The 20,181-nt window shown below is 74.1% G+C and carries 17 protein-coding genes; 11 read left to right on the plus strand and 6 right to left on the minus strand.

The features are described 5' to 3' along the window. From BGP03_RS05320 to BGP03_RS05335, 4 genes are all read left to right on the plus strand, one after another. Positions 1-291, plus strand: a 291-nt coding sequence (locus tag BGP03_RS05320) for a PP2C family protein-serine/threonine phosphatase (RefSeq protein ID WP_299735675.1), incomplete at its 5' end; no start/stop codon positions are given. Further along, complete coding sequence (locus tag BGP03_RS05325; protein WP_296376530.1) at positions 288-1,859, plus strand: sensor histidine kinase; 1,572 nt, start codon at positions 288-290, stop codon at positions 1,857-1,859. The genes BGP03_RS05320 and BGP03_RS05325, both read left to right, overlap by 4 nt. Next, entirely contained in the window at positions 1,859-2,302 is a 444-nt protein-coding gene (locus BGP03_RS05330) for a response regulator (protein WP_296376528.1), read from the plus strand. The genes BGP03_RS05325 and BGP03_RS05330 overlap by 1 nt, the downstream gene beginning before the upstream one ends. Positions 2,303-2,387: 85 nt before the next feature. Further along, positions 2,388-4,058, plus strand: a complete 1,671-nt coding sequence (locus BGP03_RS05335) for a right-handed parallel beta-helix repeat-containing protein (protein ID WP_296376526.1) — start codon at positions 2,388-2,390, stop codon at positions 4,056-4,058. Here BGP03_RS05335 and galE read toward each other — a convergent pair. The 3 genes from galE to BGP03_RS05350 all read right to left on the minus strand — a co-directional run bounded on the left by galE (position 4,046) and on the right by BGP03_RS05350 (position 7,900). Beyond that, the gene (gene galE, locus BGP03_RS05340) at positions 4,046-5,068 is read right to left on the minus strand and encodes a UDP-glucose 4-epimerase GalE (protein WP_298799206.1); all 1,023 of its coding nucleotides are present in this window, start codon (positions 5,066-5,068) and stop codon (positions 4,046-4,048) included. The genes BGP03_RS05335 and galE overlap by 13 nt on opposite strands. Beyond that, entirely contained in the window at positions 5,065-6,825 is a 1,761-nt protein-coding gene (locus BGP03_RS05345; RefSeq protein ID WP_298799207.1) for a glycosyltransferase, read from the minus strand. Before BGP03_RS05345 ends, galE begins: the two co-directional genes overlap by 4 nt. Before the next feature lie 94 nt (positions 6,826-6,919). Beyond that, entirely contained in the window at positions 6,920-7,900 is a 981-nt protein-coding gene (locus BGP03_RS05350) for a UDP-glucuronic acid decarboxylase family protein (RefSeq protein ID WP_296376521.1), read from the minus strand. A 176-nt stretch (positions 7,901-8,076) separates the two neighbouring features. On the opposite strand from BGP03_RS05350, the gene purL reads away from it, so the two are divergent. The 5 genes from purL to purM all read left to right on the plus strand — a co-directional run bounded on the left by purL (position 8,077) and on the right by purM (position 15,789). Then, on the plus strand, positions 8,077-10,356 hold the full coding sequence (purL, locus tag BGP03_RS05355) for a phosphoribosylformylglycinamidine synthase subunit PurL (protein ID WP_296376519.1): 2,280 nt from the start codon (positions 8,077-8,079) through the stop codon (positions 10,354-10,356). 53 nt (positions 10,357-10,409) lie between these two features. Next, positions 10,410-10,766: a sterol carrier family protein gene (locus BGP03_RS05360; RefSeq protein WP_296376517.1), complete on the plus strand. Its 357-nt coding sequence runs from the start codon at positions 10,410-10,412 to the stop codon at positions 10,764-10,766. Positions 10,767-10,897: 131 nt separating this feature from the next. Then, positions 10,898-13,042, plus strand: a complete 2,145-nt coding sequence (locus BGP03_RS05365) for an EAL domain-containing protein (RefSeq protein ID WP_298799208.1) — start codon at positions 10,898-10,900, stop codon at positions 13,040-13,042. 27 nt (positions 13,043-13,069) lie between these two features. Beyond that, positions 13,070-14,656, plus strand: a complete 1,587-nt coding sequence (gene purF, locus BGP03_RS05370) for an amidophosphoribosyltransferase (protein ID WP_296376512.1) — start codon at positions 13,070-13,072, stop codon at positions 14,654-14,656. Between the two features lie 35 nt (positions 14,657-14,691). After that, a complete protein-coding gene (gene purM, locus BGP03_RS05375) occupies positions 14,692-15,789 on the plus strand; it encodes a phosphoribosylformylglycinamidine cyclo-ligase (protein ID WP_296376511.1) in 1,098 nt (365 codons plus the stop codon). Positions 15,790-15,954: 165 nt separating this feature from the next. On the opposite strand, the gene BGP03_RS05380 is transcribed toward purM, so the two are convergent. Beyond that, on the minus strand, positions 15,955-16,626 hold the full coding sequence (locus BGP03_RS05380) for an NUDIX domain-containing protein (RefSeq protein ID WP_296376509.1): 672 nt from the start codon (positions 16,624-16,626) through the stop codon (positions 15,955-15,957). A gap of 54 nt (positions 16,627-16,680) precedes the next feature. On the opposite strand from BGP03_RS05380, the gene BGP03_RS05385 reads away from it, so the two are divergent. Next, on the plus strand, positions 16,681-17,721 hold the full coding sequence (locus tag BGP03_RS05385) for an SPFH domain-containing protein (protein WP_298799209.1): 1,041 nt from the start codon (positions 16,681-16,683) through the stop codon (positions 17,719-17,721). A 271-nt stretch (positions 17,722-17,992) separates the two neighbouring features. After that, entirely contained in the window at positions 17,993-18,889 is an 897-nt protein-coding gene (locus tag BGP03_RS05390) for a hypothetical protein (protein WP_296376505.1), read from the plus strand. On the opposite strand, the gene BGP03_RS05395 is transcribed toward BGP03_RS05390, so the two are convergent. After that, positions 18,837-19,223 (minus strand): GntR family transcriptional regulator, encoded by a 387-nt coding sequence (locus BGP03_RS05395; RefSeq protein ID WP_296376502.1) that lies wholly within the window; start codon positions 19,221-19,223, stop codon positions 18,837-18,839. The genes BGP03_RS05390 and BGP03_RS05395 overlap by 53 nt on opposite strands. After that, positions 19,217-20,164 carry a hypothetical protein gene (locus BGP03_RS05400; protein WP_296376500.1) on the minus strand — a complete coding sequence of 316 codons (948 nt, stop codon included), beginning with the start codon at positions 20,162-20,164 and terminating at the stop codon, positions 19,217-19,219. Before BGP03_RS05400 ends, BGP03_RS05395 begins: the two co-directional genes overlap by 7 nt. Positions 20,165-20,181: the final 17 nt, after the last annotated feature.

Here is a 20,181-nt window from a genome sequence, read left to right on the forward strand (position 1 = left end):
GTCGGGCTGCCGCTGGGCATCCGTTCCGACGCCTGCTGGGACGCCCTGCGCGTCCCGCTGGAACCGGGCTGGTCGCTGCTGCTCTACACCGACGGCCTGGTGGAGGGGCGCGGCCCGACGCCGGGCGAGCTGCTCTGGCCGGAGGGCCTGATCGCGCTGCTGCACCAGGAACGCGACACCGACCTCGACGACCTGCCCGCCCGGCTGGTCGACCACGCCGTGCGGTTCAACGGCGGCCCGCTCACCGACGACGTCGCGATACTGGTGCTCTCGGAAGCGGGTGCCGGATGACCGTCGAGCTGACCCGGGCCCGCCGGGTGCTCACCGCACGCCGGTCCGACGAGGGCGCGCGCCGCTGGCCGCTCTCCCGGATCTTCACGCTGGTGGCCGCGGTGGCGGCGGTCCTCGCCATCACCACGATCGTGCTCGGCGGCCTGGCGCTGGCCCGTCTGACGGCGGCGCGGGCCGCGCTGCTCGACGTCGCGGGCCCCGCGGTGATCGCGGCGCAGCAGCTCTCCCGGGCGGTGGTCGACCAGGAGACCGGTGTGCGCGGTTTCGGGCTGACCGGACGCCCGGAGTTCATGGACCCCTACACCTCCGGCGTCGCCGACGAGCGGACCCAGGTGGCCGCGCTGCGCGCTTACGCGGCCACCGGCGGCTTCGACCACGTCGGCCGGGACATCGACGCCGTGGAGCAGGCCGCCACCCGCTGGCGCGACGCCTACGCCAACCCGACGTTCGCCGGGGTCCGGCCGGATGCCGTCGAGGGCCGCACGCTCTTCGACGGTGTGCGGGCCGCGACCGGGACGTTGACCGCCGACATCGACGTGCAGCGGCTCGCCGACCGCGACCGCCTCAACGCGGCCGCGGCCTACGTCACCGTTACGGGCATCGCGATCGCGGTGGTGATGATCGCCTTCCTGGCGGCCGCCGCGGTCGGGCTGCGCCGGGCGGTGCTGCGGCCGGTGTCGGACCTGGCCGCCCAGGTGCGCGACGTCGTGTCCGGCGGGGTCCAGCGGCCCGTGCACGGCGCGGGCCCGCGCGAGATCTTCGAGCTGGGTGAGGACGTCGACGCCATGCGGCTGCACATCCTCCACGACCTCGACGAGGCCCAGGAGGTCAACCGCAGGCTCGACCGCCAGACCCGCGACCTGGAGCGCTCCAACCGCGACCTCGAGCAGTTCGCCTACGTCGCCAGCCACGACCTGCAGGAACCGCTGCGCAAGGTGTCGAGCTTTTGCCAGCTGCTGCAGCGCCGCTACGGCGGACAGCTCGACGAGCGCGCGGACCAGTACATCGAGTTCGCGGTGGACGGCGCGTCGCGCATGCAGCGTCTGATCAACGACCTGCTCGCGTTCTCCCGGGTCGGCCGCACCACCGAGGCGTTCACGCCGGTGGATCTCGGCGAGGTGGCCGCGGCCGCGGCGGCGCAGCTGGACCAGGTCCGCGTGGACACCGGTGGCACCGTCACGGTCGGCGTGCTGCCCACCGTCACCGGCGACGCCACGCTGCTGCGCCAGCTGCTCGTCAACCTGCTCGGCAACGGCCTGAAGTTCCACCGCGACGGCGTGGCCCCGGAGGTCACGGTGTCCGCACGGACCGTCGACGAGGGCTGGGAGATCGCCGTGGCCGACAACGGTATCGGCATCGAACCCGAGTACGCCGACAAGGTCTTCGTGATCTTCCAGCGGCTGCACGGCCGGGACCTCTACCCCGGCACCGGCATCGGCCTGTCGCTGGCCAAGAAGATCGTCGAGTTCCACGGTGGCGCGATCGGCCTCGACACCACGGGCGGGCCGGGCACGGTCGTCCGGTTCACCCTGCCCACCACCCCCCTTCCCGCCCCCGAGGAGAAGTGATGACCGAGCCCACGCCGCGCATCGTCAACGTGCTGCTGGTGGAGGACGACCCGGGCGACGTGCTCATGACCCGCGAGGCGTTCGACGAGTACCTGCACAACCGGCTCGACGTGGTCACCGACGGCGCCGCGGCCCTGGCCTACCTCCGCAACGAGGAGCCCTACGCCGACGCGCCGCGCCCGGACCTGATCCTGCTCGACCTCAACCTGCCCCGCCGCGACGGCCGCGAGGTGCTGGAGGAGGTCAAGGCCGACCCGCAGCTGGCCCACATCCCGGTGGTCGTGCTCACCACGTCGCAGGCGGAGGAGGACGTGCTGCGCAGCTACCAGCTGCACGCCAACGCCTACGTCACCAAGCCGGTGGACTTCGAGAGCTTCATCGAGGCCATCAAGCAGATCGACCACTTCTTCGTGAGCGTCGTGCAGCTGCCCTCGGGGAGCTGAGCCGCTGTCACCTGATCGGTTACCGCGGCTCGCGGCGCGGGGCGACACCCGCGATGGACGGGCGGAGCGCCCCTAGGCTGGCCCGGTGAAGGGGTCGGTTCGTCCCCGGGTGGTCGCATCCGGCACCCGCGCCGCCGTGGCCGTGCCGATGGCCGCGCTCCTGGTGGCCTGCAGCCTGGTCGGAGCACCGCCGGGACAGCGCACCTTCTACGTGAGCCCCGCGGGCGACGACACCGCGAGAGGCACGTCGGCCGGGTCCCCGTGGCGATCGCTCGAGCGGGCGTCCGAGGCCGTCCTGGTCCCGGGTGACCGGGTGCTGCTGCTGGGCGGCGCGCGGTTCACCGGGCGGCTGCTGCTGGACCGGCTCGACGCGGGGAACGCGGCCGACCCGGTCGTCGTGGGCTCCTACGGCGACGGCCGGGCCGAGATCGACGCGCCGGGCGACGGTGCCGTCGTCGTCACCGACACCGGCGGCGTCGAGATCAGCGACCTGGTGCTGGCCGGCGCGGGTCCGGAACCCGTGCCCGGCTCGGCGGGCGTGCGGGTCTTCACCGACTCGCCGGACGACCGGGTGTTCGACCACGTGGTCGTGCAGCGGGTCGAGGCGCACGGGTTCGGCAACGGCATCGAGGTCGGCAGCGCGCGGGCGGGGACGGGGTTCCGCGACGTCCGGGTCGACGACGCCGTCCTGCACGACAACCGGGACGCGGGGCTCACGGTGTACGGGCCCGCGTTCGACGCCACCGCGCCCCGCTACGCGCACGAGGACGTGGTGATCTCGCGGGTCACCGCCTACGGCAACCACGGCGACCCCGCGAACACCCGACGCAACACCGGCAGCGGGATCGTCCTCGGCAGCGTCCGCACCGCGACCGTGACCCGGTCCGTCGCGCACGACAACGGCGGGTCGGGCGGGTCGGGCGAGGGCCCGGTCGGCATCTGGACCTACGACTCGACCGGCGTGGTGATCGAGCACTGCCTGTCCTACCGGAACCGGACGGCGAGGCTGGCCGACGGCGGCGGGTTCGGCCTCGACCAGAACAACTCGGACTCGGTGCTCCAGTACAACCTGTCCTACGACAACCACGGTCCGGGCTACCTGGTCTACACCGGCCAGCAGAACGACGCCCACACCGGCAGTGTCGTGCGGTTCAACGTCTCCAGCGGGGACGCGCGACGGTGGAGCGTCTACGGCGGGATCACCGTGCTGGGGCGGGTGAGCGCCACCCGGATCTACCAGAACACGGTGGTCATGGCGCCGCAGCGCAGCGACCCGTCGTCGGCGCTGCGGCTCGGTCCCGGGGTCTCCGACCTCGACGTCCGCAACAACCTGCTGGTCAGCCGGCAGGCGGGGCCCGTCGTGGTGGCGGTGACGCCCTACGCCCGGTCGGCGGTGCGCCTCGACGGGAACGCCTACGTCGGCTCCGCGGGAGCGCCGACGGTCGTCTGGGGTCCGGAGGCGGAGCCGTCCCTGCGCGCGTGGCGCGCGGCCACCGGTCAGGAGACGTCCGCCGGGCGGCGCACCGGGCTGACCGGGGACCCGGGGCTCCCCGGACCGCTGACCGGCCTCGCGGCGACCGCGGTCGACGATCCCGCGGTGGGCTTCCTCCCGTCCCCGGGTTCGCCGCTGCTCGGGGCGGGACTGCCCCTCGCCGACCTGCTCACGCCGGGCGTCACCCTGCTCGACCGCACCGGGGCGCCGGTCCGCACCGGCTCGCCGGACGTGGGGGCCGTGCAGCGGGCTCAGTCCGGGTAGCCGTCCGGGTGGAGCCGCTGGAACCGCCAGGCGTCGCGGCACATGGCGGCGACGTCGCGGCCGGCCTTCCAGCCCCACTCCGCGGCGACCCGGCCGGGGTCGGCCACGAGCTCGGCGACATCCCCCGCGCGGCGGCCGACGACGTCGTAGGGGATGTCCCGCCCGCACGCGGCGCCGAAGGCCGTGACCAGCTCCAGCACCGACGTACCGACGCCGGTGCCCAGGTTGAGCACACGCAGTCCCGGTCCCGACGGCGGCTGGTCCAGGGCGAGCCGGTGCCCCTCCGCGATCTCCACGACGTGCACGTAGTCGCGCACGGCGGTGCCGTCGGGGGTGGGCCAGTCGCCGCCGAAGACCCGGAGCCGGTCCCGGCGCCCGATCGCGATCTGCATGAGGAACGGGACGACGTTGTTGAGCGGCCCGCGCGGGTCCTCGCCGAGGCGCCCGCTCGGGTGCGCGCCCGCCGGGTTGAAGTAGCGCAGCGCGGTCGCCGACAGCTCCGGATGCCGCCGGACCGCGTCGGCGATGATCTGCTCGCACATCCACTTCGACCGGGCGTAGGGGTTGGTGGGCCGCGCCGGGTCGGCCTCGGTGAGGGGGCGCCCGCCGCCGTCGCCGTAGATCGAGCACGACGAGGAGAACACCAGCCGCCGCACGTCGTGGGCGACCATCGCCCGCAGCAGCGCGACGGTGCCGCCGACGTTGATGTCGTAGTAGTCCAGCGGGATCAGCGTGGACTCGCCGACGGCCTTGCGCGCCGCGAAGTGGATCACCGCGTCGATCCGGTGCCGGGTGAACACCCGGTCCAGCGCGGCGGCGTCGCGCAGGTCGGCCCGGTGGGCGGCGAGGTCGCGGCCGGCGAGGTCGCGGACGGCGGCCAGCGCCCCGGGTGAGCTGGTGGAGTGGTCGTCGACGACCACCACCTCGTACCCGTGCTCCAGCAGCTCGACGCAGGTGTGCGAGCCGATGAAGCCGGCGCCGCCGGTGACCAGCACGGTCGGGGCGCTCATCCGGTCACCACGATCTGGACGTAGAGCGGGAACAGCGCCGCGGGCACCGCGGTGAGACCGAGCGCGGCCACCCCGAGCAGGACCGGCACGGCGGCCGTCGTCCGGATGCCGCGCCACGGCCCGACGCCGGCCGCCCGGGCCGCCTCGACGCCGTGCAGCACCGACACCGCCGTGACGACGGTGCCGTAGGCGGCCGCGCCCAGGATGCACAGCCCGACGTAGCCGACCGCGCCCGTGCGGACCTCACCGGTGAACGCCGCGACGGCGAGCCCGACCGCGATCACGAGGTAGGGCAACACCAGCCGGGTGGGCAGCGGCTCCAGGCCGGAGCGGGCCTTGGGGGTGACGCGGAACGTGATCGGGGCGGGGCGGAACCGCTGGCGGACCGCGGCGAGCACCCCCCACGCGACCCAGGGCCAGCGGACCAGCGAGTACAACCAGTTCTCCCAGCTCAGGACGGGGGCTTTGCGGGGCCGCAGCAGGCCCCGGCGGCGCAGCACCAGCAGCACGGCGAGCAGCCACGCGGTGAGCAGCCACCAGTGGGCCAGGAACTCCAGGTAGTCCACCTGCACCCAGCGCAGGCCGGTCACGGCCGCCACCGGCGGTAGCAGCAGCCCGGCCGCGGTCGTCACGACCAGCAGGAAGTAGAAGACCAGCGCGTAGAAGAAGCGCAGCCGCAACGCCCAGGGCAGCCGCGGGAGGTGGTGGGGGACCAGGCCGATCAGCAGCGTGGTGAGGCTGCGCGACCACTGGAACTCCTGCGTGACCATCGCCGCCAGCGTCAGCGGGCCGTCGCCGCGGGCGTCGGCGTCGAGGGCGAACACGCCCTGCCAGCCCGCCGAGTTGAGCAGGAACGACGTGGAGAAGTCCTCGGCCAGCTCCGGGCCGATCCCGCCGATCCCGGCCAGCGCCGCGGTCCGCACCGCGTAGTGGGAGCCGATGCAGACCGGAGCGAGGCCCGCGGAGTGGCCGGCCTGGATGGCGCCGTGGAACGCGGCCTCCCGGTGCAGGCGGCCGCGCGCGGACCACGACCCGGTGCCTTCGGCGTCGCAGACGCTGGGCGCGGCGACGTACCCGACGGCGGGGTCGGCGAAGGGACGCACCATCTCCGCGAGGTAGGTCGGGGCCGGCACGTGGTCGCAGTCGAGCTGGGCGACCACGTCGTAGTCGCGGTAGCCCCAGTGGTCGTAGAAGTGGGCGAGGTTGCCCTCCTTGCAGCGGGTGCGCCGCGGCCAGGTCGGCCGGTGGTAGGCCGCCACGCCGCGCCGGGTCGAGAGCCGCACGCCGTGGTCGTGGCACCAGCGGGCGGTCTCGGCCGAGGGGTCCTCGTCGCACAGCCAGACGTCGTAGGGGTGCGGGAACCGCTGCGCCAGCATCGCGCGGAGCGTCCGGCGGGCCAGCGTCCACGGCTCCGACGGCGCCTTGGTCACGACGAAGGCCGTCCGCACGGCGGGGACCGCGACGGTCGGGTCCACCCGGCGCAGCCGGTTCGCGGTCAGCAGGAAGTAGGCGGGCAGGCAGGTGAGGTAGACGAGCACCGCGCTGTTGATGGCGAGACCCACCCAGGTGGTGCGGTGGTCCGGCTGCAGCCACCAGGTCCAGAACACGACCAGGCTGACCAGCCAGCCCACCGACAGCACCGCCACGGCCATCCGGTCGCGCCGGGGGAGGACCGGCACGAGCAGGTCCGCGCGCCGGCGCCGGCCGATCCGGCCGGACCGGCCGAAGACCGGTCCCTCGGGAGTGAGAGCCCGCACGCCCCCGCGGGAGATCCGGACGATGTGCGTGTCCGGCGCACCCCGCGTGGGCAGGGCGCGGTGACGCCCCGGATCCGTTCGGGTGCGCGACCCGTCAGGCACCGGGTGCGGCCAGGGCCGCCGGTGCCGCGGACCCGGCGGGCGGGCCGCTGCGCGTGGCGAACCAGGCGATCGTCCGGGCCAGCCCCTGCTCCGTGGTGACCTGCGGCGCCCAGCCGAGGCGGTCACGGGCCAGCTCGATCACGGGTCGGCGCCGGGTGGGGTCCTCCACGGGCAGCGGCAGGTGCACCACCGGCGAGGCCGAGCCCGTCATCGCCAGGACGAGCCCGGCCAGCTCGGCGACCGTCCGCTCCTCGGGGTTGCCGAGGTTGACCGGTCCCGGCTCGGGGGCGTCGAGCATGGCGACGAGTCCGCGCACCAGGTCGTCGACGTAGCAGAAGCTGCGGGTCTGGCTGCCGTCTCCGAAGATCGTCAGCGGCTCGCCGCGCAGCGCCTGGGCGACGAACGACGACACGACCCGGCCGTCCTGGGGGCGCATGCGCGGTCCGTAGGTGTTGAAGATCCGGACGATCCCGGTGTCCACCCCGCAGGTCCGTCGGTAGGCCGCCGTCAGTGCCTCGGCGAACCGCTTCGCCTCGTCGTAGACGCTGCGGGGACCGATCGGGTTGACGTTGCCCCAGTAGGCCTCGGTCTGCGGGTGCACCTGGGGATCGCCGTAGACCTCGCTGGTGGAGGCCAGCAGGAAGCGGGCGTCGTGACGCCGGGCGAGCTGCAGGCAGTGCTCGGTGCCACGGCTGCCGACCGCCAGCGTGTCCAGCGGCCGGAGCTGGTAGTCGACGGGGGACGCCGGGCTGGCCAGGTGGGCGACGGCGTCGACCCGGCCCTCGACGTCGCACGCCAGGCTGACGTCCGCGTGCTGGAACGTGAACCGGGGGTGGTCGAGGTGGTGCCCGATGTTGTCCGGGCACCCCGACGAGAGGTCGTCGATGCAGACGACCGTGTCCCCCCGCGCGACGAGGGCGTCACAGAGATGGGATCCGAGGAAGCCCGCCCCACCGGTCACGACGATCCGCACAGCCCACCTCGACGCATTCGGCGGACCGGACTGGTCCGTATGCGCGAGCAAACTACCTTATGTGTCTTCTAATGGGACAGACTGTCACCGGAGGTCGGGGTGGGGGCCGCTCCCCGGAGCGGTCCGGGGCGGCCGGTGCAGGGGAGCGACCAGTGCGGTACGTAGGCTGAGCGGTCGTGACGACCGAAGTTCGCGCCGACACCGTCGAGAACGCCACCGCTACCCCCGACCAGCCGCAGCCCTACCGCGAGCTGGGCCTCAAGGACGACGAGTACGCGCGCATCCGGGAGATCCTCGGCCGCCGCCCCACCGACGCCGAGCTGGCGATGTACTCGGTGATGTGGAGCGAGCACTGCTCCTACAAGTCGTCCAAGGTGCACCTGGGCTACTTCGGCGAGACCACCACGCCCGAGATGCGCTCGACGATGCTCGCGGGCATCGGCGAGAACGCCGGCGTCGTCGACATCGGGGGTGGCTGGGCCGTCACGTTCAAGGTCGAGTCGCACAACCACCCGTCCTACGTGGAGCCCTATCAGGGCGCGGCCACGGGCGTGGGCGGCATCGTCCGCGACATCATGGCCATGGGCGCCCGCCCGATCGCCGTCGCCGACCCGCTGCGCTTCGGCCCCGCCGACGCCCCCGACACGGCGCGGGTGCTGCCCGGCGTGGTCGCGGGTGTGGGGGGCTACGGCAACTCGCTGGGCCTGCCCAACATCGGCGGCGAGCTCGTGTTCGACCCGACCTACGCCGGCAACCCGCTGCTCAACGCCATGTGCGTCGGCGCGATGCGCGTGGAGGACCTGCACCTGGCGTTCGCGTCCGGAACGGGCAACCAGATCATCCTGTTCGGCGCCCGCACCGGGCTGGACGGCATCGGCGGCGTGTCCGTGCTGGCGTCCGAGACCTTCGCGGGGGACGCGGGCGGGGGCGGCCACAAGAAGCTCCCGGCCGTGCAGGTGGGCGACCCGTTCACCGAGAAGGTGCTCATCGAGTGCTGCCTCGAGCTGATCCACTCCGGGATCGTCGTCGGCATCCAGGACCTCGGCGGGGCCGGCCTGTCGTGCGCCACGTCCGAGCTGGCCAGCGCCGGTGACGGCGGCATGCGCATCGACCTCGACGCCGTGCCGCAGCGGGCCACGGGCATGACGGCGGCGGAGATCCTCTCCAGCGAGTCGCAGGAGCGCATGTGCGCGGTGGTGGCTCCGGAGAACGTCGAGGCGTTCATGGCCGTCTGCGCCAAGTGGGAGATCCTCGCCTCGGTCATCGGTGAGGTCACCGACGGCGACCACCTCGTGATCAGCTGGCGCGGCGAGACGGTGGTGGACGTGCCGCCGCGCACCGTCGCCCACGACGGGCCGGTCTACCGGCGTCCGGTGCAGCGCTCCGAGCGCCAGGACGACCTGGTCGCCGACGTGCCCGACCACCTGCCGCGCCCGGCCGCGCCCAGCGAGCTGCGCGAGGAGATCCTGCGCATGGTGGCCAGCCCCAACCTGTGCAGCAAGGCGTGGGTCACCGACCAGTACGACCGCTACGTCCGCGGCAACACCACGTCCGCGCAGCCCGCGGACGCCGGCATGGTGCGCGTCGACGAGGAGACCGGCCGCGGGGTCGCCGTCTCCACCGACTGCAACGCCCGGTTCGTGGCACTCGACCCGTACGCCGGGGTCCAGCTCGCGCTGGCCGAGGCCTACCGCAACGTCGCGACCTCGGGTGCGAAGCCGGTGGCCGTCACCAACTGCCTCAACTTCGGCTCGCCCGAGGACCCCCACGTGATGTGGCAGTTCCAGCAGGCCGTGCGTGGTCTGGCCGACGGCTGCGCCACGCTCGGCATCCCCGTCACCGGTGGCAACGTCAGCTTCTACAACCAGACCGGCGACCGCCCGATCCTGCCCACCCCGGTGGTCGGCGTCCTCGGCGTGATCGACGACGTCGCCAAGCGCGTCCGGTCCGGCTTCACCCGCGACGGCGACGCGGTGGTGCTGCTCGGCGACACCCGCGACGAGCTGGGGGGCAGCGAGTGGGCCCACGTGGTGCACGGCCACCTCGGCGGCCGGCCGCCCGCGGTGGACCTGGCGGGCGAGCAGCGGCTCGCCGGTCTCCTCGCGGCCGTGGCCGCGAACGGCCTGGCCAGTGGCACCCACGACCTCTCCGACGGCGGGCTCGCCCAGGCGCTGGTGGAGGCGTGCCTGGTCGGTGGCCGGGGCGCCACCGTCACGCTGCTGCCGACGCTCGACCCGTTCGTCGCGCTGTTCTCGGAGTCCGCTGGCCGCGTGCTCGTCACCACCGCCCCGGACCGCGTCGACGACCTCCTCGCCGCGGCGGGGGGAGCCGGGGTCCCGGCCCGGGCCATCGGCACCACCGGGGGCACGGACCTGGACGTCGCGGGCGTTCCGTCGCTGGCGCTCGACGAGCTGCGCACCGCCTGGGAGGGCACGCTGCCGGCGCTCTTCGGCTGATGCCGGCACCTGTCCGCACGGATAGGCCGACCGGTGCGGGTTACGGTCGCGGCGTGACGGCAGAACCGGACGGCACGGAGACGGGTGCGGTGCTCGCCTGGATCGACGGCGGACCCCCGCCGGAGCGGTCCGTCCAGCGCGCCGCGGTCAAGCAGAGCCTGGCCGCGCTGACCGCCATCGCCCCAGGCCGCAGCGTCGAGGTCCGCGTGCCGCCTTACGGCGCGGTGCAGTGTGTGAGCGGCCCCGCCCACGGCCGCGGCACCCCACCGAACGTCGTCGAGGCCGACCCGCGCACCTGGCTGGCGCTCGTCACCGGACGGCTCGACTGGACCGAGGCACTGCGCACCGGGCGGCTGAGCGCGTCGGGTACCCGAACGGGTGAGGTGGCCCGCCTGCTGCCCCTGGGGTGAGACGAACGGGTTGCCGCACGTTCCTCGGGGGTGAACGCTGCCGCAGAATGGTGGCGTAATCGGCGCCCTGAGCGGAAACTTGGTCCGATCAGGGCGCGCCTTGACCGAAACGGGCTACGGGAGGTGGCGGTGTGGTTGCTCCCCGCAGCCTTCCCGAGCCTGTTGACATCTCGAAGCATCGGCTGTTCCCGGGGCAGGCCGGCCCGCCCGGCGAACCGCTGGCCGTGCTGGCCGCCCGCTGGGGTGAGCTCACGGCCGATCCGGACGACGAGACGGTGGCGGGCCGGCTGGTCCTGCTGCTGCGCCAGCTGGTGTCCGTCCTGCACGCCGAGCCGTTCCGGCCCGTCGCGGCGCGGCCGATCGGGGCCGCGCTCGTGGCCTCGGGGATGGCGGCGGGTCCGGCGCCCGAGGATCTCCTGGCCGCCAGCCTCCAGCTGCTGCGCACCGCCGGGTCGACGCTGGGTGTGGGCGACGTCACGGAGAGTCACCGGCTGGCCGCCGTGCTCGACGAGTTCGCCACCGGCTTCGCGGGGGCACTGACGGGCCCGCCGCGGCGCCCCCCGCTGGCGGCCATGCCCGACACGCCGCGGGCCCCGGCGTCCGACCCCCACTACCGCACGGTCTTCGAGCAGGGGGCCGTCGGCATCGCGCTGGTGGGCCTCGACGGCCGGCTCATCGACCTGAACCCGACGCTGCTGCACCTGCTCGGACTCGACGAGCTCCCGGCCGAGCTGCCCACGTTCTCCGACTTCGTCCACCCCGACGACCTGACCGACCTCATCGAGCGCTTCGTGCGCATCGTCCGCGCCGAGCCGCCGATGCAACGCACCGAGGTCCGGCTGGTGCGCACCGACTCGGACGTCGTCTGGGCCCAGCTGACCGGGTCGCTCGTGCTGAACCCGGACGGCACCCCGTCGCACCTGGTGACGTTCATCGACGACATCTCGGACCGGCAGCGCCTGCTCACCCGGCTGCAGCACGCGTCCACCCGCGACCAGCTCACCCGGCTGCCCGGCCCCGCGCTGGTCGACCAGTGGCTGCACCGGGCCTTCGGCCCGGGCGGCGCCGACCGCGTCGGGATCTGCGCGCTCGACCTCGACGGGTTCCAGGCCGTCAACGACGCGCTCGGCGACGCGGTCGGCGACCGGCTGCTGCTCGGCGTCGTCGGCCGGCTGCAGCTCGCGGCGGGCGACCAGCTCATGGCGCGCACCGGCAGCGACGAGTTCACCGTGCTGGTGGCCGATCCCGAGAACGTGGCCGACGTCTGCCGCTTCGCCGACCGGCTCCAGGCCGCGCTGGCCACGCCGTTCGTGATCGCCGGCCACGCCGTCGCGGTCACCGTCAGCATCGGGGTCGCGGAGGGCCCCACGGCGCGCTCGTGCCCCACGGAGATGTTGCGGGCCGCCGACGTCGCCCGGTCCTGGGCGAAGGCCATGGGCGGCGGGCGCCGGGTGGTGTTCGACCACCACCGCGACGCCGGCGAGGCCGCCCGGTTCGCGCTGCTGCGCGGCCTGCGCGGCGGCATCGGCCGCAACGAGTTCCGGCTCGACTACCAGCCGCTCGTGCAGCTCGCCGACGGCACGCTCGGTGGCGTCGAGGCGCTGGTGCGCTGGCAGCACCCGGAGCAGGGGCTGATCGGGCCCGGCCGGTTCATCGAGCTGGCCGAGTTCAGCGGGGCGATCGTGCCGCTGGGTCGCTGGGTGCTCGAGACGGCGTGCGAACGGGCCGCGCAGTGGTGGCGCGACCTGGGGCCCGACGCGCCGTACGTGAGCGTCAACGTCTCGCCGGTGCAGCTGGCCGAGCCGGGCTGGCTGCGCGAGGTCACGTCGGTGCTCGAAGCCACGGGCCTGCCGCCGGCGAAGCTGCAGCTGGAGATCACCGAGCAGGCCGTCCTCGGCGACGAGGCCTCGATCATGGACGCGCTCGGGGCCCTGCGTGACGCCGGCGTCCGGCTCGCCCTCGACGACTTCGGCACCGGTTACTCCAGCCTGTCGTGGCTGCGCCGGCTGCCGGTGCACGCGCTGAAGATCGACGGATCGTTCATCGACGGCCTGCGCAAGCCGGAGATGGACACCGTCGACGCGGCGATCGTGCGGGCGCTGATCGACATGGCGCACGCGCTGGGCCTGGAGGTCACGGCCGAGTGGGTGGAGACGCCCGAGCAGGCCGAGCGGCTCGGCGCGATGGGCTGTGACACGGGTCAGGGTCGCTGGTTCGGTGACGCCGGTCCCGGAGAGTGGGTTCCCGAGCTGTGGCGGCGTAGCATCGGCCGCTGAGTCCCCTCGCGATTCTAGGAGTCTGTCGTGCGCCCGAGTTCCACTCGGAACAGCCAGCCCGCCTCTGAAATCGACGAAGATCCCGGACCTCGCGAGGAATGCGGTGTCTTCGGGGTCTGGGCCCCCGGCGAGGACGTCGCCAACCTCACCTACTACGGCCTCTACGCCCTGCAGCACCGCGGGCAGGAGGCCGCCGGCATCGCCGTGTCCGACGGTCGTCGGATGGTGGTGTTCAAGGACCTCGGGCTCGTCAGCCAGGTCTTCGACGAGCAGATCCTGTCCTCGCTGAAGGGCCACATCGCCGTCGGGCACTGCCGCTACTCCACCACCGGGTCGGTCACCTGGGAGAACGCGCAGCCCACGTTCCGCACCACGGCCACCGGCAGCGGCATCGCGCTGGGCCACAACGGCAACCTCGTCAACACCGCCGAGCTGCGCGACGAGGTCGCCGCGCTCGTGCACCCCAGCGAGGTCACCGGCCGGGAGCGCATGTCGTCGAGCACCGACTCCGACCTCGTCACCGAGCTGCTCGCCTCCACCGCCGCCGACATCGGCGTCGAGGAGGCCGCGATGCGGCTGCTCCCGCGCGTGCGCGGCGCGTTCTCCCTGGTCTTCGCGGACGAGAACACCCTCTACGCCGCCCGCGACCCGCACGGCGTCCGCCCGCTGGTGCTCGGTCGCCTCGAGCGGGGCTGGGTCGTCGCCAGCGAGACCGCGGCGCTCGACATCGTCGGCGCGTCCATGGTCCGCGAGGTGGAGCCCGGTGAGCTGCTCGCCATCGACGCCGACGGGCTGCGCAGCTCCCGGTTCGCCGCGCCCGAGCCCAAGGGCTGCGTCTTCGAGTACGTCTACCTGGCCCGCCCCGACACCACCATCTCCGGACGCTCGGTGCACGCCGCGCGCGTCGAGATCGGCCGCCGGCTGGCCGCGGAGCACCCCGTCGAGGCCGACCTGGTGATCCCCGTGCCGGAGTCGGGCACGCCCGCCGCCATCGGTTACGCGCAGGGCTCCGGCATCCCCTACGGCCAGGGCCTGGTGAAGAACCAGTACGTGGGCCGCACGTTCATCCAGCCGAGCCAGACCATCCGTCAGCTCGGCATCCGGCTCAAGCTCAACCCGTTGCGCGACGTCATCCGCGGCAAGCGGCTCGTCGTGGTCGACGACTCGATCGTCCGCGGCAACACCCAGCGCGCACTGGTGCGGATGCTCCGCGAGGCCGGCGCGCTCGAGGTGCACGTGCGCATCGCGTCGCCGCCCGTGAAGTGGCCGTGCTTCTACGGCATCGACTTCGCCACCCGCGCCGAGCTGGTGGCCGGCGGCGTCGACAACGAGGGCGTGCGCCGCTCCATCGGCTCCGACACGCTCGGGTACGTCTCGCTCGAAGGGCTCATCGCCGCGAGCGAGCAGCCGAAGTCGCGCCTGTGCTCGGCCTGTTTCGACGGCGAGTACCCGATCCCGCTGCCGGAGGAGGCGCGGCTCGGCAAGCACCTGCTGGAGAAGCTCGACGAACCCGTCTCCGACCTGATCGCCGCGGACGTGTCCGGTGCGGCCTCCGGCGACGCCGGTCCGCTCGCCGCCGGTTACGGTGCTGCGGACGCGTTGTCGCGTCCCTGACCCCCCGACACCTTCCGCTAGGAGCGAGACCGACGATGCCGACGACCGCGGGTCCCGAGGGGGCGGGCGCCAGCTACGCCTCAGCCGGAGTGGACATCGAGGCCGGTGAGCGGGCCGTCGACGCCTTCCGGCCGTTCGCCGAGAAGGCCTCCCGCCCGGAGGTCATGGGGGGCATCGGCGGGTTCGCCGGGCTTTTCGCGCTGAAGATCGGCAAGTACTCCGAGCCGGTGCTCGCGGCGTCCACCGACGGGGTGGGCACCAAGGTCGCGATCGCCCAGGCCATGGACAAGCACGACACCATCGGGCTCGACCTGGTCGCCATGGTCGTCGACGACCTCGTCGTGTGCGGGGCCGAGCCGCTGTTCCTGCAGGACTACATCGCCGTCGGCAAGCTGGTGCCCGAGCACGTCGCGATGGTGGTGAAGGGCATCGCCGAGGGCTGCCAGCTCGCCGGCTGCGCCCTTCTGGGCGGCGAGACCGCCGAGCACCCCGGGATGATGGAGGACGGCGGCTACGACATCTCGGCCACCGGCGTCGGCATCGTCGAGGCCGAGGCGATGCTGCGCCCCGACCTCGTCCGCCCCGGCGACGTCCTGGTCGCGATGGGCTCGTCCGGGTTGCACTCCAACGGCTACTCGCTGGCCCGCCACGTGCTGCTCGACATCGCGCGGCTGCCGCTGGAGGGGCACGTCGAGGAGCTGGAGCACACCCTCGGCGAGGAGCTGCTCGTGCCCACCACGATCTACGCGCGCGACTGCCTGGCCCTGGCCGCCGAGACCGGAGTGCGCACGTTCGCCCACATCACGGGCGGCGGGCTGGCCCGCAACCTCGAGCGGATCCTGCCCGACGGGCTGGAGGCGGTGGTCGAGCGCAACACCTGGACCCCCGCGCCGATCTTCAAGCTGATCGCCTCCCGCGGCCGCGTCGAGCGCCCGGAGATGGAGAAGACGTTCAACATGGGCGTCGGGATGGTGGCGGTGCTGCCAGCCGACGACGTCGACCGCGCCCTGGCGGTGCTCACGGCCCGGCACGTGCCGGCGTGGGTGTTGGGTGAGGTCCGTCGCAGCACCGGCGAGGCGCCGAAGGAGATCGGCGGACGCGTTCACGTCGAGGGTGAACACCCCCGCTTCTGACCTGGCGGCGAGTCCGCCACCTTGCCGTTCGTACCCCCGCGCCCCGCGGAGGGCAGCAGCGTGCGGATGATCGCGACCATCGGGCGGTGGTGGGATGGCGAACTCGCTGCGCGAAACGGCGAACTCGCCGGGTCGAGACGGTCGACCCGCGGGGCCGTCGGTGGCTCAGTCGCGGAGCATCGGGGGGTGGAGCGACGTCGCCTCGCCTCGTCGGAAGAGCTGCGCGGGGCGGCCGCGGCCCGTGCTGACCTTCCGAGCCGTCGGCACCAGGAAGCCCGGGGTGTTGGTCACCTTGCGCTGGAAGTTGCGGGGGTCGAGCTCGGTGCCCCAGACCGCCTCGTAGATCCCCCGCAGCTGCGACACGGTGAACTCCGGCGGGCAGAAGGTGGCCGCGAGCGTCGTGTACTCCAGCTTCGCGCGCGCCCGCTCCACACCCGCGGCGAGGATGCGGTCGTGGTCGAACGCCAGGTGGCCCACCTCGGCCACCGGGTACCAGGCGCTCGCCGCCGCGTCGGAGCCGGCCTGCGGCTCGGGCAGGTCGGGCACCAGTGCCAGGTGGCCCACCGACAACACGCGCCCGCGCGGGTCGCGGTCCGGCGCCGCGTAGCTGGCGAGCTGCTCCAGGTGGTGGCCGGTGATCGTCAGGCCCGTCTCCTCGACGAGCTCGCGCGCCGCGGAGTCGAGCAGGTCCTCGTGGGGCAGCACGAACCCACCGGGCAGCGCGAGCTCACCGAGGAACGGCGCCACCCCGCGTCGCACGAGGAGCGTGGACAGCACGCCCTCCCGCACGGTGAGGATCACCAGATCGACGGCCACGGCGAACAGGTTGCCCCGCACGGAACCTCTTTCATGTCACATTGACGAGAATCGGCTGACGCGCTTATCGTCACGGTGACGATAGCCGAGGAGGCGATCATGGCCGACATCACCCGGGCCCCGTTCCTGCACCACCTGCGTAGCGGGCCCACCAGCTGGATCCGGCACGGTGACCGCGAGGGCGTGGGGCTGGCGTTCTGGTTCCGCCCGCGCACCGCCGTGCTCTCGGAGGTGCCGCTCGACGACCGCGAGCTCTCGCTCGTCTGCCACGCCCGCACCGCCGACCACACCGAGCTGAGCGTGCCCGTCGGCATCACCCACCGGGTCGCCGAACCGGGGCTGGCCGCCCGTCGTCTGGACTTCGGGATCGACCCGCGCACCGGGCGCTGGCGCGGCACCCCGCTCGACTCGCTGGCCACCCTGCTCGGCGAGCTCGCCCAGCAGCCGGTGCTCGCGCTGCTCGCCGGCTCGACGCTGGAGGCCGCGCTCGCCGCCGGTCCGGATCCCGTGCAGCGCGCCATCACCGAACGCCTCGATGGTGACGAGCGGTTGGCCGAGCTGGGCGTCGCCGTCGTCGGGGTGCGGGTGCTCGCGGTGCGCGCCGATCCCGACCTCGAACGCTCGTTGCAGACCCCGACGCGGGAGGCCGCCCAGGCCCGCGCCGACCGGGCCACGTACCAGCGCCGCGCCGACGCCGTCGAGCGCGAGCGGGCGATCGCCGAGAACGAGCTGCAGAGCAGCATCGAGCTGGCCCGGCGCGAGGAGCAGCTGGTCGACCAGCGCGGAGCCAACACCCGGCGTCAGGCCGAGCTGGACGCGGCCGCGGCGCTGGTGGCGGCGGAGGCGGACGCGCAGCGCGCCGGGCTCGCGGCCACGGCCGAGGCCGACCGCGTCCGCACTCATTCGGCGGCCCAGGCCGAGCGCATCCGCGTGGTCGGCCTGGCCGAGGCCGCGGCGGAGGAGGCCAAGCTGGCCGCCCTGCGCGACCTCCCGCCGGAGGTCCTGGGCTCGCTCACCCTCCGTGAGCTGGCCGGCCACCTCCCGGAGATCGGCCAGCTGACGATCACCCCGGACGTCCTGACGGGGCTGGTCACGCAACTGGCCGGCCCCCGATGACCACCCCGACCCTCCCCACCCCGCGAGTCGGGCCCTGCATGCGCGCGAGTCGGGGTCTCGATGCGTCCGAGTCGGGGAATCCGGGCGAACCGGGGATCGGACCGAACGCGCGCCCGGACGCCGCGGCGCGCACGGACACCCCGACCCGGACGCACGGAGGCCCCGACTCGCGCACGCGGGGACCCCGACTCGCGCACACCGGAGGCCCGACTCGCGCGCACGCGGGGCCCGACTCGCGCGCATGCACACCCCGACTCGCGGGGGGTCTCCGGTGAGGGCGCTCGAGCCGCGCGTCGTCGTGGTCACGCGGCCCACCGCGTACCGCGAGCTCCTCGACCGCCACGGCACCCCGGGCGCCGTCGCGTTCTTCCTGCGCGACCGCGACCCCGGCGAGCTCGACGCCCTGCGCGCCCGGGACGCCGCGCAGGCCGCCGCGCTCGACGCGGTGATGGCGGCGGTGCCGGCCGGGTGGCGCACCGGGCGGGCCGACCGTTGCGAACTGGCCGCGTTCCCGTTCGCCGACGGCGACGTGGTGGTGTCCGTCGGCCGCGACGGCCTGGTGGCGAACGTGGCGAAGTACCTCGACGCGCAGCCGGTGATCGGGGTCGACCCGGCCGGGCCCGGGGTGCTGGCCCGGCACCGCCCGGACGAGGTGGGGGCGGCGTTGCGCGCGGTGGTCGAGGGATCCGCCGTGATCGACGAGCGCGCGACCGTGGTGGCGGAGCTCGACGACGGGCAGCGGCTGCGCGGGCTGAACGAGATCTTCGTGGGCGACCGGGGCCACCAGTCGGCGCGCTACCTGCTCCGCACCCCCGACGGCCGGGGCGAGCCGCAGAGCAGCTCGGGGGTGGTGGTCGGCACCGGGACCGGCGCCACCGGGTGGTGCGCGGCGCTCGCCCGGACGGCCGAGCACCCGCCGCTGCCGACCCCCGGCGAGCCGGCGCTGTGCTGGTTCGTCCGGGAGGCCTGGCCGTCGCCGACGACGGGCGCCTCGCTCGTGGCGGGCCGGCTGGACGGTGCCCAGCGCCTGGAGCTGAGCGTGACCTCGGACCAGCTCGTCGTGTTCTCCGACGGCGGCGAGGCCGACCGGCTGATCGTGGTGCGTGGGCAGCGCGTCACGGTCGGGGTGGCACCGCACCGCCTGCGGCTCGTGCAGCCGCCTCCTTGAGCAGCGCCACCAGCTCGTCATCGTCCAGGTCGAGCCGCCGCCCCGCCTCGACGAGCCGTCGGGCCAGCTCGATGACCTCGGCGCGGCCCGCTGGGGAGCCGCCGCGCACGGTGGCGCCCCGGCCGCGGCGCAGCTCGATGAGCCCCTCGTCGCGCAGCTGCTGGTAGCCGGCGAGCACGGTGTGGATGCTGACCTCCAGCGACGCGGCCAGGTCGCGGGCCCCGGGGAGCCGCTCGCCGGTGCTCACGCTGCCGTCGGCGATGCCGCGGCGGACGCAGGCGGCGATCTGGTCGGCGAGCGGGACGGACCGGGCGGGATCGACCCGGATCAGCACGCTCGCCCCGTGACCCCGCCGAGCACCCCGGCCGCGGTCTCGGCGTCGTCGACGGTGACAGTGAACCGGCGTCCGGACCGGCGGGTCACGATCAGTGCCGGCCCCGACCGGAGGATCACCCCGCTGCCGCCGGGCACGAACCGGTAACCCCAGCCTCCGAACGACGCGGGGGAGACGTCGGCGGAGGTGGCGGAGAGGATGTCCTCGGCGGGGATGCGGACGCGGAGGAGCCCGAGCAGCCCCACCAGCACCGTCAGGCCGCGGCGGTCGGCGGTGACGCGCACCCGGCCGTTCAGCAGGAACAGAACCCCGATGAGGATCAGCGCGACGGCCCCGCCGGGCGCCCCCACGACGGCGAGCGCGAGGCCTCCGGCCAGCGCCACCGCGCCGACGACCGGGATCCACACCACCGCGGTGGTGCGCGTCCAGCTGACCTGCTCGGTGTCGCTGATCGGGATGGGCGTGACGGGGGCCGGGTCGTGGTCGGTGAGGGGTGTGCGCGGAGCGACCAGCCACCCGATCCCCCCGGCCACGACGGCGACGCCCAGACCGGCCAGGAGCGTCCACCTCGGCAGGGTGACGCCGGCGCCGTCCGTGTGGTCGAGGTTGACCGCGACCGCGGCGTACTGGATGACGCCCAGGAACGCCGCGACCGCCCACGACACCGTGATCGCGAACCGGGGCACGTCCTGGCGTGAGACGGCACCCGACCGGGCGGGCAGGGCTGCGAGCAGGGCGAACACCACCGCCAGCCCGACGCCGAGCCCGGCGGCCAGCCCGACGAAGATGCCGTGGCCCGCGTACCCGTCGACGGTGCCGTCGGCGGCGAAGTGCGACGCCATCCGCACTGGCAGCCGCTCGTGCTCCGCGATCAGCACCGTGAGGGTGGGCGCGGCTGCGACCAGGTGGGGCACGCCGCCCAGCAGGGCCCTGCGCATCATGACAACCTCCCGACTTG

It is taken from the genome of Pseudonocardia sp. 73-21, from assembly GCF_001899645.1.
GTDB lineage: Bacteria > Actinomycetota > Actinomycetes > Mycobacteriales > Pseudonocardiaceae > Pseudonocardia.